Source organism: Siphonobacter aquaeclarae (assembly GCF_900103285.1).
Lineage (GTDB): Bacteria > Bacteroidota > Bacteroidia > Cytophagales > Spirosomataceae > Siphonobacter > Siphonobacter aquaeclarae.
On record NZ_FNGS01000005.1, the window covers coordinates 204,353 to 229,901 of the forward strand.

Here is a 25,549-nt window from a genome sequence, read left to right on the forward strand (position 1 = left end):
TACGTTCTCACAAAAACCAAACGCCTATTCCGTATGACACCGACCGCCACGACGTTTACTTCCGGAGATAACAGCAAAATTTTCTACCAGCATTGGGAAGCCGGAGGCGAAGCAAAAGCAGTGCTCGTCATTGTTCACGGCCTGAACTCCCACAGCGGATATTACGACGGTTTTGCGCAGCAAGTGATTGGCGCCGGAATCGAGGTATATGCCCTTGACCTGCCCGGCAGAGGCCGTTCCGAAGGAGAGCGATACTACATAGAAGATTACCACGCGGTTATTGAAGATATCTTGCAGCTTGTTGCTATTGCACACGGCGCATACCCGGAATTGCCGCTGTTCCTGCTGGGGCATAGCGCCGGCGGCGTTTTTGCGTCGGTATTTGCCGCGTTGCACCCGGACAAATTGAACGGCCTTATTTCGGAGAGCTTTGCTTTTCAGGTTCCTGCGCCTGATGCTGCTTTGGCGACGCTCAAGTTTTTAAGCCATATCATCCCGCATACCCGGGTGGTCCGGCTTAATAACGAAGACTTTTCACGCGATGAGGCCGTCGTGGAAGCCATGAATACGGACCCGTTGCTTAAAGACGAAAAGCAGCCCACCAAAACCATGCAGCAGCTTATTCTGGCTGCCGGATTTCTCAAAGAGGAAATGCCGCAGATGAATCTTCCTGTTCTGATTCTGCACGGTACTGCGGATAAGGCCACCCGGCCGGAGGGAAGTCAGTATTTTTTTGACCATATTTCTTCGCCGGATAAGACCCTGAAACTTTACGAGGGGCATTACCACGACCTGCTCAATGACCTGGGGAAGGAGACGGTTGTTTCGGATATTCTGCAATGGATAAACGGAAGAGTCTGAGGCTTATGTTTTTCATCAGCGGGTTTCCGTTTTGATACTATTAATACTAAAAGCAAAAACAGCGGCTCACAGGAGCCGCTGTTTTTGCTTTTAGTATTAAATAGCGATCGCTTCCTATTTCTTCGAATCCCAGAAAAGATAGCGCCCGCGGTTTTGTTCAGGCTCCTGACGGGTATTGACGTCGATATGCATGACGGAAACGGTATTGCCCTTGATGGGCGTCCATGCGGGAACGCCCGCGCCGTTGGGATTTCCGGTTTTGATGAAATTGGCAAAGAACTCCTGCATCACCTTCGAGACCTTGTAGTCGTCCGGTGTCCAGTCGTATACCTGATTCGTGGCCAGGTTACCCATTGCATACTCGATCTCAGCGGAGTGTACTGCGCCTTTGGGGATATCCGCTTTTTTTGCAGCTCCGTCGCGTACCACACCTCCGGCCAGACCGGCGCTCGCGTTGCCCATTTCAGGCCGCATGGCTGGTCTCGGACGACTGTAGTAATACCGGTACACAGGTTGGCTACCGCCCGTTTTGCTGTGCAGATCGGCCCATTTCCAGGTGCAATAGCTCAGGAAGCCGTCGCTGGCAAGGTCCGTTGCTGCCTGTTCGGCTGACTGATCGTCTGTCGCCGCATAGAGTTTCAGTACCTCCGCGGCCCGATCGCCAAAGCGTTTTTCGACTGCCTGCGTATAAGCGGCAACGGTCGGCTGCTCTTTTCCCAGCAAAAACTGATAGCCCATTTCCTGTGAATTCCAGCCAACAAGCAGCGGTACCTTCACCTGCTCACCGGCTTCGAAGGCAGCGAGGGGCGATTTGGGGAAGAAGTAGCCGTCGACCACCGGCGTCCATTGCATCACACCGGGTTTGCCGGAAGCCTTGAGCAGCTGGTCGGCAGGCAGCGCCCGGAGTTGGGCAAGTGTCGTCGCCCCGAGGGATTCCCCAAACCGGACGCCGGCTTTTTCAGCATCTGCCAGGGAAACGGGCGGGAGCATGGGCATCGCCAGCAGCGAGCCACTTTCGCCGATAGCGCGGTGGAAAAGGCCTTTGGACAGGGGGGAAGCCATTTGGGCGCTCACCGAGCAGGAACCGGCTGATTCCCCGGCGATGGTCACCTGATTCGGATCACCGCCAAACGCCGCGATGTTCTGCTTGACCCAGCGCAGGGCCTCCCGCTGATCGAGGTAGCCATAGTTTCCGGAAGCGTTATGTCCGGATTCTTTCGAAAATTCAGGATGTGACATGTAGCCAAAAACACCGAGGCGGTAGTTTACCGTCACCGCTACAATGCCTTTTTGCGCCATGCTCTCTCCGTCGTAGCGGGGTTCGGAGCCGTCGCCCGCTACCCAGCCGCCGCCGTAGAAGTATACCAGGACGGGCAGTTTTTCTTTTCCGGACTTCGCCGGTGTCCAGACGTTGAGGTAGAGGCAGTCTTCACCCATCGACTTCGACCGGGAGTTCATGTCTCCGAATACATTGAGCTGCATGGGTTTGGCGCCGAATTCATCGGCTTTCCGGACGCCGGTCCACGCTTTTACCGGCTGGGGCTCTTTCCACCGGAGCTCGCCCACGGGCGGCTGCGCAAAGGGAACTCCTTTGAAAGAACGGATACCGCTCGGTTCGACCACGCCTTCCAGTACCCCGGAGGCCGTTTTCGCCGTTGTCGCACTTTTCTGTGCCAGCACAGGGAGCGACGCTGCCACCAGTAAAACCATAAAGGATAACTTCATAAGGAAACAGGATTTGACCGGCGCCTGACTGGCTGACCGGCCGTTGAGAGAGGTTTATTGTTGCACTATGCGACAATAATAACCAGCGGATTGGATTTTGCCAAAAGCGGAGTGGATTTCGTTGCTATTTTTGCGGCATGAGTGAGCAAAATGCGCCGGACGTTACCTTGTCCGCAGGAAAGGGATTTCTTCCGGGATTGGCGCTGGACGCCGTTGTCTTCGGTTTCCATGAAGGGCAGCTGAAGATTTTGCTGCTGACCTATGAGTCCGGTACCTGTGCGCTGCCGGGCGGGTTTATCCGGGATCGGGAAGATCTCAACCAGGCAGCCCGGCGTATGCTTTTCGAGCGGACGGGCCTCGACGAGATCTACCTGGAGCAGTTTTATACCTTCGGCGACCTGGCCCGGTTCGATCCGAATCCATTGCGGGGTATCATGGTTTCGAAGGGGTTTACTCCGCCCGACGATCACTGGCTCCTGCAGCGGTTTGTGACGGTCGGATACTATGCGCTGGTGGATTTTACCAAAACCGTACCCAAAACGGACGGCCTGGCGGATAGCTGCTCCTGGTTCGATTTCACGGATATGCCCGCACTCATGCTGGATCACCGGGTGATTGTCGGGAAAGCGCTGGAAACGCTGCGAACCAACCTCGACCACAAACTGATCGGTTCCAACCTTCTGGAAGAAACCTTCACCATGGCCGACCTGCAGCGCCTGTATGAAACCATCCTCGGCAAATCCCTCAACCGGTCGAGTTTTCAGCGGAGTATGCTGGGTTCAGGCATGCTCGAACGCATCGACAAGAAGTACGGCGGCGGCGCACACAAGGCGCCGTATGTATACCGGTTTTTGACGAAAGAATAATTCGGAACAGCGCTTGTCCGGAAATACAGGCATAAAAAACCCCTGTCCGAATATTACCGGACAGGGGGCTTTTTATCATATGAAATGTATTTCCTTCAGAAAGAGATGATTACCCCTTCAAATCAATCGGCAGCGTGTAAATCCGCTTACCTGTCGCAGCATAAATGGCATTGCACAGTGCCGGCGTGAAAGGCGGTACCGGCGGCTCGCCGATGCCAGTGGGTTTAGCCTGATTTTCCATGATATGCACGTGAATTTCCTTGGGAGATTCCGGCATGCGGATGAGCTGATATCCGTCGAAGTTGTTTTGTTCCACCTGCCCGTTCTTCACCGTAATAGCGCTTTTCAGCGCCAGGCTGGCGGAAAACTGCGCGCCGCCTTCAAACTGTGACCGGATGCGGTCGGTATTGACAGCTGTACCGCAATCGACGGCGTAGTGTACATGCGGAATGACGATTTTATTCCCGGCTTCTACCCGTACCTCCACAATGCAGGCTACGTACGTCAGAAAACTCTTATGCGCCGCGAAACCAAGACCGGATCCTTTCGGTAGTTTCTTACCCCACCCGGCTTCTTTGGCAACGCGCTGAATGACGGCTTTCATCCGGGCTACTTCCCAGGGATAGTCCGTGATGCTTTCGCCGTAATTCGGGTACTTTCCTTTGCCCATTTCCTGTTCGAAGGTCAGGTTGCGGTCTTCTCCGAGGAGTTCGAGCGCGTTCGCGACGGGATCTACGCCCCGGGCTTCGGCGACTTCGTCCATCATCGTCGCCACGGCAAAGGCCTGCGGGATATTCCGTACCGAGCGCAGCCAGCCGATCCGGAGATGGGCCGGCGCATCGTGGGTTTCGATCCGGATTGCCGGAACCTGGTAGGGAAAGTCTGTCGCGCCAAGACCTAACTCGCCGTCGCTCGGTTGTACGACCGACTGATCCTCCGTAGCGGAAATAGACGGGTAGGCAATGTGGTGATTCCAGCCGGTGAGCTTGTTCTGCGCGTCGAGGGTAGCCACTACGCGCTGCACACTCAGGGCGTGGAAGTAGTCGTGGTGGAGGTCGTCTTCCCGCGTCCACTGCACCTTGACCGGTAGTCCGGACTCTTTGGCGAGCAATGCGGCTTCGAGCATAAAATCCGGTTTCGACTTCCGCCCGAAGGCGCCGCCGAGGAGCGTAATGTTGATTTTTACCTTGTCGACCGGTATTCCCAGCGTCTCGGCGAGGATGTCGCGGGCGCCCTGCGGGTTTTGGGTGCAGGCCCATACTTCGCAGCGACCGTCCTTGACCACGGCCAGGGCGCACGGCGGCTCCAGCGTAGCGTGGGCGAGATACGGGGCGATATAGGTATGTTCGATCACCTTCTTTGCACCGGCTTTGGCGGCGGCAAAGTCGCCGCGGTTCCGACGCACAGTGCCGGCCCTGGCTACTTCTTTCGTCAGCCGGGCGATATCTTCTGCGGAACTGTAGGTGGCGTTCGGCCCGAGGTCCCACTGAACCTCCAGGAGATCGCGTCCCTTGATCGCCGCCCAGGTATTTTCGGCGATGACTGCCACGCCGGAGAGTGGCTTGGACAGCGTTGCCGGGAGGCCGGGGCCTTTGATCGGGATGACTTTCAGCACGCCGGGTACTGCCAGGGCTTTTTTGTCATCGAAGGATTTGACCGACCCGCCGACGACCGGACAACGCTTGATGACGGCGATCTTCATGCCTTCGGCAAATGCGTCGATGCCGAAAACGGCCTGCCCGCTGACGATGTCGTGCAGATCTACAATCGGCGTTGCCTTGCCGATCATCGTAAAGCGTCCGGGATCTTTTAGCTTGATGTTTGCGGCGGCCGGAACGGGTAGTTTCTGCGCTTCTTCAACCAGCTCGCCAAAGTCCAGTTTTTTGCCGGAAGTCGTGTGAATTACCTGACTATTCTGTGTATCGCATTCTGTCACGGAAACCTTCCACCGGTTGGCCGCGGCCTGGAGCAGCAGCAGGCGGGCCGTTGCGCCGGCCTCCCGCATCGGCTTGTAAAACATCCGGATGGAGAAGGAGCCGTCGGTATTCTGGTTGCCGTATTTCTTCTCGTCGCCTTCCGCCTGAACGATTTTGACTTTGCTCCAGTCGGCGCCCAGCTCGTCGGCGATGACCAGCGGCAGCGACGTCCGGATACCCTGGCCCATTTCGGAGCGGTGGGCAATCAGGGTGATATCACCGGCAGAGGAAATCGTCAGGTAAACATTAGGCGCGAGGGTGGCGGTTTTTTCGCCTTTCTCGTTGCAGCTGAAGAGGCTGACGCCAAGGGCCAGTCCACCGGAAAACAATCCGCCTATTTTTAAGAAATCTCTTCTCGAAGCCTTGAAAATCTCGGTGGAAGACGCGTCGGTTTTCCCGTCAAAAGAAGCTGGTATTTTCATGTTTCTTGCTCGTTGAGGAAGTGGGTCAGGCAGTTGCGACGCTGAGAATGGCTGCTTTAATGCGGTTGTACGTGCCGCAGCGGCAGAGATTGCCCTGCATGGCGCCTTCGATTTCGTCTTCAGAAGGATGCGGGTTGCTTTGCAGCAGGGCGGCGGCGTTCATGATCTGCCCGGTCTGGCAGTAGCCGCACTGCGGGACCACAAGCTTCTCCCAGGCCTGCTGAAGGGGGTGGTCACCGTTTTCGGCAAGCCCTTCAATGGTGGTGATTTTGCCGTCGCCCACGGCAGAAACGGGCAGGCTGCAGGAGCGGACAGCGGTTCCGTTGAGGTGCACGGTGCAGGCGCCGCACAGCGCCCGCCCGCAACCAAACTTGGTGCCTCTCAGACCGAGTATGTCGCGCAGTACCCACAGCAGGGGCATGTCTTCCAGCGCGTCGACTTCGTGGGTTTTGTTGTTTACCTGAATGGAGTATTTGGCCATGTTTTTGAATGAAGAGGTTGTGGAACTGGATTCGGGAGGACGCGTAACATGCCGGTAAGCCCCGTCGGGTGCTGATAACGATACCGCGCGGGGACGTCGGTTGCGACTGACGGATACGCAGGCGGCTGCTCGTTTATGCCGCTACGTATAGACCAGTAAGGATTGTGGCAAAACTATAGCCTAATTTATTGAGCGAGTTAAGAAAAAGAAAGGAATGATTATGAAAATCAAACGAAAAGCGACGGCGTGCAGGGTGGGGCAGGGAAAAGCCGCACTCACAAAAGGAACCCGAACGCCGGTTCCGGAACGGTGATTATCGGGTCAGTGCCTGTCGGCTAAACGCCTGAACGGCAGGTACGTACTCGCCGCTGATGACGAACGGAGATAACAGCGGGCCTTTTATTTCGGCCTGACAAGATATTCTACCCAAAAAGAGAAGAAAATCAACCCTGGGTTTTAAAGTAATCTGTCACCTTTGTTAAACGATGTTTTTCGAAGTACGGAGGTAGTTGATATTCCTAATCTGTTCAAAAAATAACCCCGGGTTTTCAAGTTAATAGCTATAAACAGATAGTCATTTTAAATAAGTGAATCGGATTGAAAAGGTAGTGTATAAAGTGAGACGATCAGGTTGAATAACGGATCTGTCAGGAGATACACGCAATTCTTTTTTAGTAAGCAGTGCCAACTCTAGTATCGCAACTGAAACGTATTAACGCCTGATTTTCGACCGGATTAGTCCGGTTCGAACTGGAAACAAATTGTTAGATTTTAAGCCCGCCGTACTGACCATTGGATCCATCAATGGTTTGTCCGGCGATTTAGTTAGTGGTTCAACCGGAACGAATTAATCCACCAATTGAATGAAGAAAATGTTACTTGTCGCAGGACTAAAGGATAGGCTCTGTCCGGACTCCTCTGGTCACGGCTGTATACATAGCCGTCAGCGCATTCTCAGCAGGGAAATTGTTCCCACTTTTTCCTATAGTTTAAGCGATAGTTCAGCTTCTGTCTCAGACAAAACAATGACCCGTCGGCCAGACGCATGGCCCTGCTTCCGGCAGGTTGCCGGCGGATTATTGGCTTCTGCTCCAGCAATTTCTTCCGAAACCCTAAATAGCTATTTACGAGCTCCAGGCGCCAATCAATGAATGAACACCGGAGTCGTAATCAACAAACGGGGGTATCGACGGAAGATTTCGATGAGCCGGGTAAGTACTTCCATCACGTTTTCGTACCGGAGTGATGAAACGCGGCGCTGCCCGTCCGGGCTGGGCGTTCATGTCACGGATTCGGAAATCCGCAGGAGAAAAGAATACCTGCGGACCGGTCGGTATTTAATACTTCGTATTGTAAGTAGTTGATTTTCAGAATGCCAAATAAAAACCTATCCATTTCTTCTATCGCCTAAAAATCAATCACGTGTTCAACAGGAAACAATTGAAGTTCAACTCAACAACTATTGGTATGATTCATGATTACGCATTACGCCGGTTTCGGAGCGGATGGCTCGGCGGATTTGCCGCTTTCCTTTTCGTTATTGCCTGCTCGGTTGCTCAGGCGCAGACATGCCCGCCGGATCCAGGAGGAGGGTACAGAATCACGGGCCTCGACTACACGGGTGGTAATACGACTAATTTATATCCCCAGAGTGTGCCCGCGGGTCAGTCCGGAGTAGGACAGGCTACCATCGGCAGGCTACAGGCGGCAACGGCTGTAGCCTCGGTTTATGCCTCGAATGTGGTAACGATCCGCCCGGTATTGACAAATGGAAAAACCGGAAGCGTAGCACTCTATTACAAAACATTGAATTTCAGGGATGCGCCGAACGCCGTGCTGCGTATCTACCAGGGAACAACGGCGACCGGTACTCCTGCAGTGACCATCAATGCATCCAATGCGTCTTCGTTTCCGGGAACGTCGTTTACCTATGCCGGTCCGGTTACTGTTCAATTTGTGAGTCCGACGCCGGGAACGACCGGGAATTTTGATATCGTCATGCGGTATTCCACCGGCGATCAGGTATTTGACTCCAGCTTTGGACGGAAAGTAGCCGCCTGGACGGACTTCATACAGGCCAACTCCTACACATTTGTGGATGACCACCGGGGCACGCCGCTGGGGTCGACATACTCGGATAACTGGAACCCGATTTCGATTGCATACTTCGACGCCAACAAGAAATTCGTGTCAGCAGATATGTCTTATTGTGTTGATAGCGACTATCACAACGTAGGCTCGGGGTTTGGCGACTATCCGGGAAAGACCAACTTTACAAGCTATATCAATTATGACATAGACCGTTCCGGTACTGTAGATGGTACGGACCAACTCAAAATGGCGCGCCTTGGCTGGTATTTAGCCAACGTCTCTGTGCCGCTCACGGAGTTGCGCGGGGTTCAGAACAATGTTTGGAGCATTGTTAATTATGGTTATGGCGGCGGATCGGAAACGGCCGTACCCTCTCTGCCTTCTCCTGCTGAACCCACGTTTTCCATCACGGCGCCTGCGTCGGTCGTCTCCGGCAAGCCGGCTGCCTTTACCGTTAATTTTGCCAATTCAGGAAGCGGGGCAAACCGGCTTAAACTGATTGTTCCGGCAGGAGTAACCATCGGAACGGTAACGGGGGCTACCTATTCGGGAGGGTTCCTCAACTTTGCTTCTGCTTCCGGGACGGCCACCATTCAGGCTACTTCGGCATCCGTACAGACAGCACAGTTGCAGGTACAGTATGCAGAAACCGGCTACTGGAATGTCAACGTAAAAGTATATCACCCGTGTGACAACGGCGCGACCGAGCCCCGCCAGGATTTTGTCGGAGCCAGTCAGGGCGCCGTGCTTTATCCGCACCGCGAAGCCAGCGTTACCTGGACGGCGCCATCGCCGCTTACCTGTGCCAACGGCTACTACTTCCTGGACAACGGGACGTCGCTGTACCGTATTACCTCCGGCGATACCCGTTCCTTCATCACGACGGTTTCCGGCGATCTGAATGCGATGGGCTACAGCCCGATCGATAACTTTCTCTGGGGGTATAACCGTGCGACAAACCAGGTCTTCAAGCTGGGATCCGACGGCGCGGAGTACTACACCATTCCCAACTTGCCGGCTCCGGTGTCTTCGACCAGTACGACGGTCGGCACGGTAGACCTCAACGGATATCTCTATCTCTACCAGCCGAATACGACCCAGTATTTTACGATCGATGTCAATCCTGCCCGCGGGACGTACCTTCAGCTGGTGGATCCTATCGCTTCGTATACTGCGAAATCGGGTGCTCCGTGGGGAACAGCAACGACGGCGCGGAATATTTCGGACTGGGCTTTCAACCCCAACAACGGACTCATTCAGGCCGTCATCAACGGAGCCGGACCGGATGCCTACTATGTCATGCAGCTGAACCCGGTCACCGGCGTTTCAACCTTGTCGGGTACTGCCGTCAGCGGCGGCTCCATTACGGCCGCCCCGACTTCCGAAGTCATTGATTCGCAGTATTTTAATTCAAACGGAAACCTGATGGTGTACTTGTCTGCATTTTGGTACGAAATCAACCTGTCGACCAACATCGCGACGCGGGTATCCACGACTAAGGCGCCGATCAGTTTCGGCAACGACGCGGCGTCCTGCGTGCAGGCTATTCCGCTCACTTCCTTCGTTTGTTCCCCGGTGTATTATCAGGTGGAAACCGACAAACTCTACAGCTACGATGACACCGGAGCGCGGTCGCTGGTGGCCAACCTGTCCGGTAACCTGAACGCCATCGGCTACAGCACGGTAGATAATTTGCTCTGGGGATATGACAACGCATCCGCTCAGGTATTCCAGTTGGGTGCCAACGGCGTAATGCAGCGTTTTACGATCCCGAATATGCCTGCCGCCACGCAGCCCGACGGATACAGCGTCGGAACGGTCAGTACCACCGGCTACCTGTACCTGTATGAAAAAGGCGCAGCAAGCTATATCACAATTGATATCAGCCCATCCCGCGCGGCAACGTATCTGAAGATCGTGGACCCCACGGCGAGTTTTGCCGCCAAGGCTGCCGCTCCCTGGGGAACAGCACTGTCAGGCGGAGCGGTTGGTATTTCGGACTGGGCCTATAACGCCGCTGACAGCCGGATTTACGCCCTGACCGACGGAAGCAGCGCCACTCCATACCAGGTGTTCCAGCTGAATCCGCTTACCGGCGCCACCACGCTCCTCCCGGGTCAGGTAAACGGGGGAGGCATCCAGACAAGCGGCCAGAACTTCGGATCCGCGTTTATTGACGCCAACGGTAGTTTTAAGGTATTCGGAAATACGACGGGCTATCTCTATCAGGTTAATATCGCAACGAAAATGGCGACGCAGGTGACGACCGTCGCCAACCCCTCTGCCAGCAGCGACGGAGCGTTTTGCCCGCAGGCATCCTCTGCGCTGCCGGTTACCCTGGTTAATTTCACCGCTACCGCCGAACAGGCAAGCGTGAACCTGAACTGGACTACTGCCAGCGAAATCAACAACAGCGGCTTTGAAATTCAGCGCAGCGCCAATACAAACCAGTGGAAGTCTCTCGGGTTTGTCAAAAGCAATGTTGCTTCCGGGAATACGCAGCTACGGCAAACGTACCGTTTCACCGACAGCGCTCCGCTGGACGGAACAAACTACTATCGCCTCCGGCAGGTCGACCTGGATGGAAACTCCTCGCATAGTCCGGTCCGGTCTGTTTCCATCGAGAACGCCCTTACCCGCATCACCGTGTATCCCAACCCGGTTCGGGATCGGCTGACGGTCAAAGGGTTATCCGGACTGGAAACCATCGAGGTACAGGACCTCTCCGGGCGCAGCGTTGCGCAGAGCCGGAATGAAGCAGGTCAATCTGAGAAGACCGTCCCTGTCAGGTCCCTGCTCAACGGCATGTACATCATTACCATACACACCCTTGATGGAAAATCGGTTTCACATAAAATGGTGAAAACCAACTAGTCCCGAAGAACGCCGGCAGGAGCACTACAGCAGTGCCGGAGCGGAAAATTGACGAAAAGCGGCAGACTCCGGTTTGCCGCTTTTTCGTTTCAGACAGGCATACAGACGTGTTACAGCTTCGTCGGATACCCCGTCCGGCAGGCTGCTGGTTTGAAAAAAAATGGTTCAGAGGTTCTGATGGAAACGTATAGCTATAATCGTTCTTTCCCTCAAACCAGAGCCTCCGGCTGTTCTGCATGCCGGAAGAGTACCTGCGGGAAATGGACGACTGGTTTGCTGTGCGATTCTACTTGTGAAATATTGATATTAAAATAATAAAATATATAATTATTCTAATAAAATCTAAAAACCTCTTTTCCGGAACCTACGTCTGTTTTATAAATTTGACCGCCCAATCCGGACCTGCGCTCAGCAGACGGTTTGGAAGCATTTTTTAATAAATGAAACTATTCTTTTTGTTTATTAGATCATGGCAGTAATGTGTACGCTTAACTCTCCTTTACTTGTTTCCGGTTGGCTGGTTTTAGCTTTGTCCGGAGTCCCGGGAACTCTTTCTGCTCAAACCAGGCCCGGCGAAAAATCTTCTTTCAGGTCCAGCCTCGTCAACATAGAGGCGGCCGCCAGCGAAACCTTCCGTTATTCGACCACGCTGGCAAACGGAACCGGCCAGACGAGGCTTTATGACCTTCGCGCAGGCATACCCGACGGATGGTCGGTCGTTTTCCGGGTGATGGGCACGCCGGTTACCTCGGTCAATGTCGAAGCGGGTAAATCGCAGGAGATTGCCGTCGAACTGACCGCACGGTCTGATTCAAAGCCTGCCAGGTACAAAGTCCCCGTGACGGCAATTTCAGCAGGCGACAGCCTGAACCTGAACCTCGAAGCCGCGTTGAAAGGCGCATACGCGCTGGAGCTCACCACGCCGTCGGGCCGGCTGAGCGAGGAAGTAACCGAAGGCAGCAACCGGGAAGTTGTCCTGACGGTACGAAATCCGGCGACGCTTCCGCTCGAAAATGTCGAACTCAGCTCCCAGCATCCGACGGGCTGGGAGGTAACCTTCGAACCGGCGCGGATCGACCGCCTCGATCCCGGTAAAACATCAGAAGTCAAGGCGCGCATCAAGGTCCCGGAAAAAACCATTGCGGGGGATTACGCCGCTACCTTCACCGCGAAGGATAGCCACGCCAATGCCGCGGCGTCGTTCCGGTTTATCGTCAAAACGTCGGCACTGTCGGGCTGGATCGGCGCGGTGGTGATTATGACCTCAGTAGCCCTGGTATACGGACTTATCCGCCGGTACGGAAGACGGTAAACGAGATGGAAAAACCTGTCATTCAACTGAAAGGTTTGACCAAGTGCTATGGTTCGCTCAAAGCCGTTGATCGCCTCGATCTCACGATTCACAGAGGAGAAATATTCGGCTTATTGGGACCCAATGGCGCCGGTAAAACCACGACTATCCTGATGATGCTCGGTTTGACTGAACCTACGTCAGGATCCGTTACCTTGTGCGGACATAACGCGACGACGCATCCGCTGGCAGTGAAAAAGGTGGTGGGATACATGCCCGATAACCTCGGTTTTTACGCCAACATGACGGCGCTGGACAACTTGCTGTACATCGGCCGGCTCAATGCCATCCCCGAAAAGGAATTGCACGTCCGGGCCCGGCAATTGCTGGAAGTCGTCGGCCTTACCGCCGATGCGGCCCAAAAAACATCCACCTTTTCGCGCGGGATGAAACAGCGCCTGGGTTTGGCAGAAGTACTGCTGAAACAACCGGAGGTCATCATTCTCGACGAACCGACGCTGGGGATAGACCCGGCCGGCGTCCGCGCGTTTCTGACGCTGATCCGGCAGCTTAGCCGGGAGCAGGGACTGACTGTCCTGCTTTCATCCCACCACCTGCACCAGGTACAACAGGTATGTGACCGGGTCGGCATTTTTGTCGGCGGAAAGATGCTGGCGGAAGGAAGCATGGATACCCTGGCGCGGGGGTTATTCGGGAGCGCTGCGAATGGAGTACGCGTGACCGTGACGGAGCCTCTGTTTGACGAACATGCGAAGGAACTGCGCCGCCTGCCGGGAGTTGAAGAGGTGACGCTCGACGACCGCATCGTTGAAGTAGCCTGTTCCGAAGAAATCACACCGGAAATCGTCCGGTTTTTCGTCGGCAACGGCCTCGATGTGAGGGCTGTTCAGCCGGTCAGGTATGGCCTTGACGACATTTATCAGACCTATTTCGAAACCAAGCAATCGCATGAAAAGCCTGCCCCTGCTACCCGTAAGGCCCTTTTCCGGAAATACGAGTGAGGAAACCCGGCGCGGGCGGACGCCCCTGCAGAACATGATCGCCAGGGAAGTGACGGACCATGTCCGCAGCTGGCGTTTTGCCGTGCTTTTGTCGCTGATCGCGCTGACATTCCTGGGGTCGATGTACGTTTCAGCCGGTAATATCCGCGCGGCCGTCGCCAATACCCAGGATCCGGATCATCTTTTTCTATACCTGAAACTGCTGACGACGACCGACGGCTCCCTGCCGCCGTTTCACATCTTTCTGAGTTTTCTCGGGCCACTTCTCGGAATCGGTCTTGGCTTCGACGCCATTAATTCCGAGCAAAACAACGGTACGCTCAGCCGGATACTCGCGCAGCCCGTGTACCGGGATAATCTCCTGTTATCCAAATTTGCCGGCGCGCTGCTCGTGATCGGATGCCTGTTTGTGTCGCTTTCCCTGTTGATGATCGGCACAGGAATATGCATCACAGGTGTTAAGATAGAGCCGGAAGAAATCCTGCGTATTTCCGGTTTTCTGTTTCTCAGCATACTGTACGTCGGCTTCTGGCTGGCGCTGGCCATATTGTGCTCGATCCGGTTTCGTCAGACGGCCACGTCGGCACTGGTTGTGATCGGTATCTGGCTGTTTTTTACGGTATTCTTCAAAATCGTAGTGAACCTGGCTGTACGGGCGTTTCTGCCGGATCCGGCCTACCTGCTGCCAACGGAGATAATGAAGTATAATGAGCTGATCCTGAATCTGCTGCGTTTTTCTCCGGGGCAGCTTTATACCGATGGTACGACTACATTGCTGATGCCCTCGGTCCGAAGTCTCGGACCGCTGACGATGGAACAAATGGCGGGTGCGATTCCGGCTCCACTGCCCTTCCGCGAAAGCCTGCTGATTGTCTGGCCGCAGGTCAGCGGTCTTACGGCGGCAACGGTCGTCTGTTTCGCGCTTTCCTATGCACTGTTTATGCGGCGGGAAATCCGGGTCTAGAAGCCCGCAAAAAGATCAGTGAACGGGCGCCCTTCCGGCTTCTTCTTCAGAATGCCGGAAGGGCGCTTCGGGATTCAGGGCGCAACCGGTTCCTGCCTCTGAGAAGAAGATTGCGATCGTTTCAGGGATTTGTATTCCGAAGGCAGCATATGGTACTGCGCCTTGAACGACTTCGCAAAGTAGTTGGGCGCGGTAAAGCCAACGGCAAACGCTATCTGCGAGATATTCATGTCGCTTTTTTCGAGCAGCATCGCCGCTTTTTCAAGCTTGATGGACCGGATGAATTCGATGGGTGTCTGGCCGCTCATTTCCAGGATTTTACTATAGAGAGTGCCACGGCTCATTCCCACATGCCGGGCGAGTTTCTCGACGGAAAGCTGGCTGGTCGTCAGGTTTTCTTCGATGTAGGCGAGTATGCCTTTGAGGAGTTTGACGTCGCCCGCTTCGATCCCCGCATCCGTTTCGTTGAATTGGATTTGCCGGGAATACATGTTTTTGAGCAGACGGTTGAGCAGGAGCAGGTTATTGACCTTCGCCTGAAGAATATCAAAGTTAAAGGGTTTGGTCAGGTAGTCGTTTGCGCCCGATTGCAGGCCCTGCAGTTGCTGTTCTTCTCCGGTCGACGCGGTCAGAAGAACCACCGGGATGTGGCTCGTCCGTTTGTCAGACTTGATTTTGTGGCTGAGACGGATACCATCCATTTCCGGCATTGCGACGTCGCTGATGACGATATCGGGATGGGTGCTGAGGGTCTTCTTCCAGCCTTCTTCGCCGTCAGCCGCCTCATAAACGAGGTAGTAGGGTTCGAGGCTTTCTTTCAGCAGATGCCTGAATTCTTCATTGTCTTCAACCACTAAAACGCGCGCCCGGTGGCCAGCCGGCTCTTCCACCGACTTTTTTGTCACGGCTTCCTCCACACCCACAGGAATATCCGCGACCAGCGGCGACGGTATTTTCGGGAATAGGTCAGCGGACCGGAGAGCTGGTAATGTGACCGTAAACGTCGTACCCTGGCCGGGTTCGCTTTCCACCGATACCCGCCCGCCATGCAGCTCGACAAATTCCCTGACGATCGATAATCCGATGCCGCTGCCCTGGTTGAGCACGGCGCTGCCGGTATCGTCCTGAAAAAACCGGTCGAATATGCGCTCTTTTGCTCCCGGCGAAATTCCGATTCCGGTATCGCGGACGACGATGCATACCTCGGTTTCGCCTTTTTCACCGATACCTTCGGTCAGGCGAAGGTCTACCCGGCCTCCGCGCGGCGTAAACTTGAAGGCGTTGGAAAGAAGATTAAACAGCACCCGTTCGATTTTCCCGCTGTCAAACTCCATCGGCAGCGAAGGCTGCGAGGTTTCGCAGGTGAAACGGATATCCCGGCGTTTGGACAAATCGTAAAACGAATCGGCAGCGTCTTTCACGGCGGCTGCCATATCGCCCGGCGTCCGGTGCAGCGTAAGCTCCTGGTTTTGTAAGTTCCTGAAATCCAGTAACTGGTCGACCAGGTTGAGCAAACGTTTTGCATTCCGCCGGATGGCGGCAAGCTGAGGGGTGTGTTCACCGGGACGGCTCAGCAACGTTTCCGCCGGCGCCAGAATGAGGGAAATAGGGGTGCGGAACTCGTGACTCAGGTTTGTCAGAAACTTGATTTTCATGCGATCCAGCTCCTGTATCCGTTCCTGCTCGCGTTTTTCCTGCTCCAGCTGGAATTTCCGGCGGAGCCTCCGGATACCGCGCCGCCGCATAAAAAAGACCAGGGCCAGCGGAGCCGTGACATACAGCAGGTAGGCGAAAGGAGTAAGGTAGAAAGGAGGATGCACAACCACGCCGATCGACGCGCCTTTCGGACTCCAGCCCGATTCGCTGTCGCCGGCCTGCACCTCAAACGAGTATTCCCCCGGGCCCAGGTTGGTATATGTGGCGGTATTGCCGGTTCCGGCTTCGTGCCATTCCTGCTCCAGGCCGGAGAGGCGGTACCGGTAGCGGGTTTGCCCGGGATTGGTGTAATTCAGCGCCGCATAGCCGATGGAAAAGCTCTGTTTGTAATCAAGCGAGATACGGTGAGCAACCGAGATATCGGCATCGATAATCGCCGAATCACGGAAGGTTACCGCCCGGTTGCCAACTTTCAGTTCGCTCAGAACAACCGGAATCGTTTGCCTGTTGCGCTTCAGGTTTCGGGTATCGATGTAGTTGAAACCGGAAATACCACCGAAAAACAGGGTATTGTCCGACGCCCGCAAGCCCGCGCCGAGGACAAACGTGCTGTTCTGCAGCCCGTTGAAGGACGCATAGTTGGTGATTTTCCGGGTGCGGGGATCGATGGAACTGATGCCTTCGTTGGTACTCACCCAGATTCGCCCCTGCGCGTCTTCCAGTACTTTGTGAATGACGCCACTGGCGAGGCCGTCGCGCACGCCGAAGCTGGAAATCCGTTTCGTTTGCGGGTTCCATACCGCCAGGCCATCGCCTGAAGTACCCGCCCAGATATTCCCCCGCCGGTCTTCGAGCAGCGAGAGTACGTTGTTGCCGGGTAGGCCGCTGTTTTCTTTCGCCAGAACGATGGAGGTTTTTTTCTCCGGATCAAATACGGCAATACCTGTGCCGTGTGAGGCAATCCACATCCGGCCGTGCCGGTCCTCCAGTATGTCCCGGATGTAACCGTTGAGCGGAATAATGCGCCTGGAAATCAGGGTAGAAGGAGAGAAGTAGCGGGTAAACTTCCGGGTGACAGGATCGAATACATTCACGCCGCCTCCGTTTGTTCCGACCCAGAGCCGGCCGCGGCGATCCTGTTTGAGGCAGAAGATATCATCGTTACCAAGCGAGGTGCTGTCGGAGGTATGTGTGTACTGCCGGTACCGGCCGGTAGCGGGATCAAGGCAGAAGAGACCGTCCTGAAAGGTCCCCACCCAAAGACTATTCGGCGACGTCAGCGCGAGCGTAAGAATGGCGAGGCCTGATGAAGCCTGTTTGTTCTCCGGGGTGAGGACGTATTTGCTGAACAGATTGGTTTTCCGGTGGAAGAGATTCAGTCCGCCACCGTCGGTACCGATAAACAGATCGCCATCTGCTTTTTCGGCGAAGGACGTCACAAACGGCGCCGTAAGCCCGTGCGGATCGTACGGGGCATAGCGCTTCATCCCGAAAAGGGTCAGGTTTTTGTCGTACTTGTTGATACCGCCCTTGTAGGTCCCCAGCCAGCAAATCCCGGAGTCGTCGATCAATAGACTGCGTATAGACTTATTCGTTAGACTGAACGGCGTTCGCAAATCCGGACAGTGGCGGGTTACCTTTCCGGAAGAGATATCAAGAATATTCAGCCCGCCGTCGGTACACACCCATAGCTTGTCCCGGCTTTCGGCGCCGATCGCGAATACCATGTTGCAGCTGAGTGAGTGGTCGTCAGCATGGTCGTAGCGGAACATGCGCAGAAACCTGCCATCGGGCGTCAGCATGCACAGTCCGTCGTACGTACCGACCCACAGATGTCCGAGGGAATCGGCCGCGATGGCGGAGATATGGCCCGAAGCAGGCGAGGTAATTCCTTCCGGCAGGTACCGGACGGGCAGAAAGCGGCCTGAAGGCTGCTCCTGCCGGAAGAGGCCTTCGTTTGTCCCGACCCACAATCGCTTCCGGTGATCCAGAAACAGCCGGTGAACATGCCTTTCAGCAACCTGAACCGGGATTCCGGGACCGGGCGGGAAGGAAGTAACCTGCAGCGTGGCAGGGTTAACGGTCTGCAGCCCCTGCGTCGTGGCGACCCACAGCATGCCCCGCTCACCGGCGACGATGGCGTTGACCGTATGCCCGGTAGGCACGCGTACAAAGGAATCCCGTCGCCGGTCGTACAAATGCAGCGCGCCGGTGACGGTTCCCACCCATACACGCCCGGCAGGGTCTTCGTACAGCGCCGAGATGTCGTTTGACTTCAGGGAAGACGGATCCTCCCGGTTGCTCCGATAGACTGAAAAGGTACTGCCGTTAAAGCGGTTGAGACCGTCGTCCGTACCAAACCACAGCAAGCCATACCGGTCGCGAAGGATGGTCGAGACGGTATTCGAAGATAATCCGTTGGAAGAGGTGAGAGAGGAAAACCGCGGCGGCTCGTGCTGCGCCTCACACCATTGCCCGGAAGCAACCCATACCAGCAGCACACAAAGTGCGTACCCGGCGCGCCGCAGAAGCGCTCCCGGACGGGCCGACGTGTTGGTATCGTACAATCCTGTCCCCGTATCTGCCTTTTTTCTCGTCATTTTAAACAATCCTCCCCTTAATTTGAACAAACGTGCTCACATCCGATCTATCCTCCCGCCTACCTTTGTCGATGATTAGTTAAATATCATCATTGAAAAATCATACAGTATTGACCGGCAGGCCACGGCTATGGTCCGGCTGGTCCGATACGTCCGTATGAGCCGTGTTCCCCGCTACGGTTAAATTAATTATTGGAATTTTCCTGTGCAATTAATTAAATGTCAAAATGACAATTAATTATGTAATATCCTGATTATCAGGATATTGTATTTGAAAATTGTTTTGTGAAGGGATTCGGGTCAAACAACAAACCTCCAATGCTTATGCAAGTCTTTTTACGAATGAACAAACCGTGGGTCCGGGTTTTCAGGACCAGCGTAGTACCCCTGCTGCTGGTAGCGGGAACGGTGCCGTCGGGCGCAGCGGGGATTCTTCCCGGCAGTTATTACCCAGCGCGGAGCATAGATAGTGAGATCAGCGGTCGTGTGACGGGAGAGAACGGCGAAGGACTGCCCGGCGCCAGCGTTTTGATCAAATTTACCACGCGCGGTACGATCACCGACGAGAAAGGGAATTTTAAAATTGTCCTCCGGGACAACGAAAACGCGACGCTGGTTTTCTCCCAGGTCGGTTATCAGACGAAAGAAGTAGTCGTCGGCGCGCAGAAAATTGTCAACGTCAGCCTCGACCCCGATAGCCGTGCATTGGATGAGGTAGTAGTGGTCGGTTACGGTACCCAACGGAAACGCGACGTAACGGGATCGGTCGTCTCCGTCAGCGAAAGTACCCTGAAAGAAGTGCCCGCTCCGAACCTCATCAGCCAGCTCAAGGGGCGTGCCGCCGGGGTGTCCATTATCAGCAACGGTTCGACGCCCGGCTCACAGGGGCAAATCCGTATCCGCGGTAACCGCACGCTGACGACGAGTTCAGGCGGCAGCGACGGCCTCGACGGTCCGCTCGTCGTGGTAGACGGTATTCCCTATGGCGGTTTGAACGACATCAACCCCGACGACATCGCGAACCTGGAAGTACTGAAAGACGCCTCGGCGACGGCCATTTACGGCTCCCGCGGTGCAGGCGGCGTTATCCTCGTCACAACCAAGCGGGGCAAAACCGGAAAGCCGGTCCTGAGTTACGACGGCTACCACGGCGTAACCCAGATCATGGGCAAGTTTAACGTCATGAACGGTACGGAGTACGCGCAATTCAAGCAGGACGCCGCGAAGTACAACCGGACAAGCCCGGGAACGTCCGGTTACCTGCTCACCCCGAAAGAACAGGAGGCGCTTGCCAACGGCGTATCGACCGACTGGCAGGGGCTGATTTACCGCCCCGGTTTTATGACCAACCACCAGCTCGGGTTGCAGGGCGGAACCGATAATACGCAGTACTCGCTGGGTTTAGGGTATTTCAACGAAACCGGTATCATTCCCGGCCAGAATTTCCAGCGTTTCAACATTCGCGCAACGCTCGACCAGAAGATCGGCAAGCACGTCAAAATCGGGCTGAATACCCTGAACACGATTACCTACCAGAACACCCCGGGCGGCGGTGGGATACCGGGCGGCCTCGTCCGGCTGACACCCCTCGCGTCTCCGTACAATGCGGATGGCTCCGTGAACATGTTCCCTTCGGAAGGCTCGATCGATGCCGCCGGCGTCAGTCCGCTGACTATCCTGACAAAAAAGGATTCGTACCTGGGTCGTACGCGCTCGCTGAGAACGTTCAACAGCCTTTATGCAGAGGTTAATATCCTGCCAGGCCTCAAGTACCGCTTCAATGCCGGTCTGAACTTCAGCCAGTCGAATTACAACGGGTACAACGGTCCGCTGACGTACTTCAACTCGGCGACGGTACAGTCTTCGTCTACCGCCGAAATCAGCAATTCCGAGTACTGGGACGTGAACCTGCAGCATTTGCTGTATTACGACAAGGTATTTGCCGGAAAACACAAGCTGGGTTTTACGGCCTTGTATGAAATCACGAAAAACCACTCCCTGGGCAGCCGGTTTACGGTAACGGGCGTGCCGGCGGACTACATCAAAACGTCCAATTTCTCCCTCGCTTCCGGCCAGCCCGTTGCCAGCTCGGATTTCGGCAATTCGTTTTCGGAAATGGGCCTGCTGTCGTACATGGGCCGCTTGAACTACAGCTATGCAGACAAGTACCTCATCACGCTGACCCTGCGCCGCGACGGATCGTCGACGCTGTCACCGGGTAACCAGTACTTCAACTACCCGGCAGTCGGCCTCGGCTGGAACGTGGCCGAAGAGAACTTCATGAAGTCCCTGTCCTTTGTTTCCAGTCTGAAAGTAAGAGGAGGCTGGGGTATCTCCGGAAACCGGAACGTAGGAGCATACTCCACGCTCGGCGCGCTGTCGGCAGGATACTACAACTTCGGTACCGGAACGGCCGGGCAGCAACTGGCCTATACGGTCACCAGTCTGCCGGCAAAGGATCTCGGCTGGCAGTCGACCGCCCAGGTGGACGTCGGTATCGACTTCGGTTTCCTCAGCAACCGCATTACGGGTAGTGTCGACTGGTATCACCAGAAAACCAAAGATATCCTCCTGTCGGTACCGCTGCCGCCAAGCAACGGCGCTGGTTCGACGCTGAAAAACCTCGGTAAAACAGAAGGAAAGGGGCTTGAGACGACGCTGTCGATCGATGTCGTCCGGAAATCCAAAGGCTTTAACTGGAGCGTGGACCTGACGTATTTCTTCAACCGGGAAAAAATCACCCAGCTGACCACACCGGAAGAGAAAGCGAACATCGGCGCCGGCTGGTTTGTCGGACAGCCGCTCTCCGTGATCTACGATTACAAGAAAATAGGTATCTGGCAACTGAGTGACGCCGACGTGTTGGCCAAGCAGGTAGCGCCTGTGCAGTTTCCGGGCCAGATCCGGGTACAGGATGTCAACGGCGACAACAAGATCGACGCCAGCGACCGGCAGATTCTGGGCAATTTCCAGCCGCAGTGGGAGGGAGGATGGACGAACCGGTTCAGCTTCCGGAATTTCGATGCGTCGATCGTGACATATGCCCGCATGGGTATGAAGGTAATTGTGCCGTACCTCACGGGTAACTCAACCGGATCAGGCGGGTTTGCCTTCTACAACCAGAGCCGCGTAAACCAGCTTCGGACCGATTACTGGACGGAAAGCAATCCGACCAATGCGTTCCCGGCGCCTGACGCCAGCAGCGCCGTAGCTTACTTCGGATCGACGCTCGGGTATTACGACGGGTCGTTCATCAAGTGCAGAAGTATCAACCTGGGCTATACCTTCTCGAAGGACCTGATCCGCAAAATCGGCGCTTCCTCGGCGCGGATTTACGTCAACGTGACGAATCCGTTTATCATCTATTCGCCCCTCGTCAAGGACAAACTGGCGATTGATCCCGAAGGAAACAGCTATGCGAGCGGAAGCTCAACGCTCAACCCGCAAGGGGCGAGCGACCGGGGTACACCTGAGCGCCAGATCGCCGTCAACCTCAACAACCCGCCGGTCCGGCAGTTTACCCTGGGCTTAAACCTCAAATTCTAACCTCAGACATTGCTATGAAATCCATACAGTTATTGACGTGCCTGGGCCTCATGGGCTTACTCAGCTCGGGATGCGAGCGTATTTTGGAGGAACATCCTCAGTCTCAGATTGTTCCGTCGTACTTTAACAGTCCTTCGGGAGTATTGGGCGGTATCGCGGGTGTATACAACGATATCCGCGGGCAGTGGGGAACGGAAGGTTTTACCGTCGAAATGCAGGCCGGAACCGACGAGTTTATCCAGGGGCTGAGCGCCGGTACGCCTATTCCGTATACCTATAACGGGCTGAACAGCAGCAACTTCGGATCTGCCTGGGGAGTAGCCTTTCAGGACATCAACACGCTGAACGGCGTATTGCAGTACGGAAAGACCGTTGACTTACCCGACGCTACCCGCCGGCAATACCTCGCACAGGCCAAATTCCTGCGGGCGTTCTGGTACTTCTACCTGGTTCAGACCTGGGGAGATGTTCCGTTGCATACCGAGTTCATCACGACGGCGTCGCAGGCCGCATCACGACAGCCGGTGGCGGAGGTATATGAATTGATTATCAAGGATTTGACTGAAGCGGCGGCGGACTTGCCCAATCAGCCGACGGCGCCCTTCCTGGGCAAGGCCGCTACCAAGCCGGTTGCGCAGTTCCTGCTCGCCAAAGCCTACCTCACCCGGGGCTGGCTCAACAATACGGCAGCGGATTTTTCACAGGCGGCGGCGATTTGTGATGATATCATCGCGAATAAATCCAGCTATGGCCTCGACTTGTGGCAGGATTTCGGCGATGCGTTTGTTCCGGCCAATGACTACGGGAAGGAAACGATGTTTGTCAGCGATCACGTACTCGATCCGAAATATGGCTACTACGTCGTTGGCGGAGCCGCCGGCGGCGGAGCGGCACAAAACCTCTCACCCTGGTTTACCAACTGGAACTATCCGAACAACAGCGGTATCAATTCCTTTAAAAACGCGTCCGGCGCGTTTGTCAACAGCGGCGTTTCGGGGATGATCCGTGACTCGTTCTACGGCCGTCCCTACGTACGGATGCGTCCGAATACCGACAAATGGCCGTCGGGCGCGCATGCCGGAAAGAACTACTTCCTGGATCAGGCCTTTACCAACCGGGATGTCGATTCGCGCTTTGCCAATTCGTTTTACACGGTATATATCTCGAATACCAGCGTAACCAACGCAGCCAATGCGGCCAACAACAGCCGCGGAATCGGATATACGACCGTCGCGGGGCAGGATACTGCTGTCTGGCTGCCGGATTTCGAAGTAGCGGGTGCGCCGCAGTTTATCGGCAGCCGGCCGTTTAAGGGGATTGTCGTTCCGCCGAGCTTGTGGAACAACGGGATCTTCCCGGCGCTGAAGAAGTTCATGGACCCGAGCCGCGGAGCGAACTTCAACGATCCGTCGACCCGCCCCTGTGTGTTGTACCGCTTCTCGGATGTCTACCTGACCGGGGCGGAAGCCTGGCTGAAAGCCGGAAATGCGACGAAGGCGGCCACTCTCCTGAACGTCGTCCGTCAGCGGGCTGCCTTCCGGAAAACCAATACTTCTGCACAGAATACCGCAGCAGCAGCAGCCATGGCCATCACCGCGGCAGATGTGACGCTCGATTTTATTCTGGACGAACGTACCCGCGAACTATTCGGGGAATGGCAGCGCTGGCACGACCTCGTGCGTACCCGCTCGCTCGTAAGACGCGTGAAGGAGTGGAACCAGGAGGCGGCTCCCTACGTGAAAGATTACCACATGCTCCGACCGATTCCGCAGTCACAGATCGACCGGGTCGTATCCGGACCGTCGTTCCCGCAGAACCCGGGCTACTGACAGGACCGGCCTGGTTCAGGGGCATTGTTCCGTTACTGTCCAACCCACCAGTCGGAATACATAGGCCACGGTCGTACGCGGGCCGTTCCGTATAGTAGCCGCCTTCGGGCGGGTATCGGGACGGTCCGCTGTCCGGCTGACTGATTACGGGGAAAGTACTGACGGAAAAGTGAAAATGCGCATCTTTGAGAGCGGCTGACCCCGCGTCCTTTTCTTAACCTCCGACAGCCATAAACCTACTCAAATGGAAAGACGTGATTTTCTCACCCAACTATCGCTGGCCGGTACTACGGCTCTGTTTTCCGGCTACCCACTTTTAGGAGCAACAGCCCCTAAAAAAGACAAGCTGGGTGTTGCCCTGGTTGGGCTCGGTTATTACAGCACCGACCTGCTGGCGCCGGCTCTTCAGCTTACCGAGCGATGTTACCTGGCCGGCATTGTAACCGGCACGCCCGCGAAAGCGGAAGCGTGGAAGGCCAAATACCACATCCCGGACAAGAACATTTACAACTACCAGAATTTCGATCAGATCGCAAACAACCCGGATATCGACATCGTGTATGTAGTACTGCCGCCGTCGATGCACCGGGAATTCGTTGTCCGGGCGGCGAAAGCCGGCAAGCATGTTTTCTGCGAGAAACCGATGGCTCCGTCCGTAGCGGATTGCGAAGCGATGATCAGTGCCTGCCAACAGAACAAGGTGAAGCTTGCCATCGGATACCGGTGCCAGCACGATCCCAACATTCAGGCCTATATGAAAGTAGGGAGGGAGCGGAAGTTCGGCAAAGTGAAGATGGTCAACAGCGCCGCCGGGTATTTCGATGCACGGACCGATCACTGGAAGCAGAAAAAAGCACTTGGAGGCGGCGCCATGGGTGATATGGGCGTTTATGCGCTTCAGGGCGCACGCCTCGCCACGGGCGAGGAGCCCGTGAGCGTACTGGCGCAGGCTTCTACCACACGACCGGAGATTTATAAGGAAGTCGAAGAGACGATGATGTTTCTTCTTGAATTTCCAAGCGGCGCCCGCGCTGCCTGCCAGACGAGTTTCGGTATTAATATGAACTACCTGCAGGTAAACTACGAAAAGGGCTGGCTGAAGATGGAGCCGCAGTCGGGTTACAACGGCAACAACGGAAGTATGTCCGACGGTACCCTGATCAACTTTCCCATCAAAAGCCAGCAGGCGAAGCAGCTTGATGAAGATTGCCTTGCCCTTGTCGGGAATACTCCGCTAATCGCGCCGGGAGAGGAGGGACTGCGTGATATCCGTGTCGTCGAGGCGATTTACAAATCGGTAGCCTCCGGTAAGTCCGTCAAAATATGACCTTCTCCCTAACGCCTG

General features: G+C 55.4%; 13 protein-coding genes. 9 read left to right on the top strand and 4 right to left on the bottom strand.

From position 1 onward, the window contains the following. Nucleotides 1–33 precede the first annotated feature (33 nt). A complete protein-coding gene (locus tag BLR09_RS14105) occupies nucleotides 34–861 on the top strand; it encodes an alpha/beta hydrolase (RefSeq protein ID WP_093203333.1) in 828 nt (275 codons plus the stop codon). A 114-nt stretch (nucleotides 862–975) separates the two neighbouring features. Here BLR09_RS14105 and BLR09_RS14110 read toward each other — a convergent pair whose 3' ends face one another. Further along, entirely contained in the window at nucleotides 976–2,586 is a 1,611-nt protein-coding gene (locus tag BLR09_RS14110; RefSeq protein WP_093203336.1) for a carboxylesterase/lipase family protein, read from the bottom strand. 137 nt (nucleotides 2,587–2,723) lie between these two features. Between BLR09_RS14110 and BLR09_RS14115 the strand changes: the two genes are divergently transcribed. Beyond that, the gene (locus BLR09_RS14115; RefSeq protein ID WP_093203338.1) at nucleotides 2,724–3,452 is read left to right on the top strand and encodes an NUDIX hydrolase; all 729 of its coding nucleotides are present in this window, start codon (nucleotides 2,724–2,726) and stop codon (nucleotides 3,450–3,452) included. 109 nt (nucleotides 3,453–3,561) lie between these two features. Here BLR09_RS14115 and BLR09_RS14120 read toward each other — a convergent pair whose 3' ends face one another. Further along, nucleotides 3,562–5,850 carry a xanthine dehydrogenase family protein molybdopterin-binding subunit gene (locus BLR09_RS14120; protein ID WP_093203341.1) on the bottom strand — a complete coding sequence of 763 codons (2,289 nt, stop codon included), beginning with the start codon at nucleotides 5,848–5,850 and terminating at the stop codon, nucleotides 3,562–3,564. 25 nt (nucleotides 5,851–5,875) lie between these two features. Further along, on the bottom strand, nucleotides 5,876–6,331 hold the full coding sequence (locus BLR09_RS14125; RefSeq protein ID WP_093203343.1) for a (2Fe-2S)-binding protein: 456 nt from the start codon (nucleotides 6,329–6,331) through the stop codon (nucleotides 5,876–5,878). Between the two features lie 1,467 nt (nucleotides 6,332–7,798). On the opposite strand from BLR09_RS14125, the gene BLR09_RS14130 reads away from it, so the two are divergent. The 4 genes from BLR09_RS14130 (at nucleotide 7,799) to BLR09_RS14145 (ending at nucleotide 14,573) form a co-directional block, all read left to right on the top strand. Beyond that, a complete protein-coding gene (locus BLR09_RS14130) occupies nucleotides 7,799–11,296 on the top strand; it encodes a DUF6923 family protein (RefSeq protein WP_093203346.1) in 3,498 nt (1,165 codons plus the stop codon). 529 nt (nucleotides 11,297–11,825) lie between these two features. Continuing rightward, nucleotides 11,826–12,608 (top strand): COG1470 family protein, encoded by a 783-nt coding sequence (locus BLR09_RS14135; protein ID WP_176785550.1) that lies wholly within the window; start codon nucleotides 11,826–11,828, stop codon nucleotides 12,606–12,608. 5 nt (nucleotides 12,609–12,613) lie between these two features. Next, on the top strand, nucleotides 12,614–13,609 hold the full coding sequence (locus BLR09_RS14140; RefSeq protein WP_093203351.1) for an ABC transporter ATP-binding protein: 996 nt from the start codon (nucleotides 12,614–12,616) through the stop codon (nucleotides 13,607–13,609). Further along, nucleotides 13,557–14,573: an ABC transporter permease gene (locus tag BLR09_RS14145; RefSeq protein ID WP_218126660.1), complete on the top strand. Its 1,017-nt coding sequence runs from the start codon at nucleotides 13,557–13,559 to the stop codon at nucleotides 14,571–14,573. Before BLR09_RS14140 ends, BLR09_RS14145 begins: the two co-directional genes overlap by 53 nt. 74 nt (nucleotides 14,574–14,647) lie before the next feature. Here BLR09_RS14145 and BLR09_RS14150 read toward each other — a convergent pair whose 3' ends face one another. Further along, nucleotides 14,648–18,829 (bottom strand): hybrid sensor histidine kinase/response regulator transcription factor, encoded by a 4,182-nt coding sequence (locus BLR09_RS14150; RefSeq protein ID WP_093203353.1) that lies wholly within the window; start codon nucleotides 18,827–18,829, stop codon nucleotides 14,648–14,650. Between the two features lie 342 nt (nucleotides 18,830–19,171). Between BLR09_RS14150 and BLR09_RS14155 the strand changes: the two genes are divergently transcribed. The 3 genes from BLR09_RS14155 (at nucleotide 19,172) to BLR09_RS14165 (ending at nucleotide 25,531) form a co-directional block, all read left to right on the top strand. Further along, complete coding sequence (locus BLR09_RS14155; protein ID WP_245689932.1) at nucleotides 19,172–22,375, top strand: SusC/RagA family TonB-linked outer membrane protein; 3,204 nt, start codon at nucleotides 19,172–19,174, stop codon at nucleotides 22,373–22,375. A gap of 14 nt (nucleotides 22,376–22,389) precedes the next feature. After that, the gene (locus BLR09_RS14160; RefSeq protein ID WP_093203358.1) at nucleotides 22,390–24,204 is read left to right on the top strand and encodes a RagB/SusD family nutrient uptake outer membrane protein; all 1,815 of its coding nucleotides are present in this window, start codon (nucleotides 22,390–22,392) and stop codon (nucleotides 24,202–24,204) included. Nucleotides 24,205–24,448: 244 nt separating this feature from the next. Further along, entirely contained in the window at nucleotides 24,449–25,531 is a 1,083-nt protein-coding gene (locus BLR09_RS14165; protein WP_093203361.1) for a Gfo/Idh/MocA family protein, read from the top strand. Nucleotides 25,532–25,549: the final 18 nt, after the last annotated feature.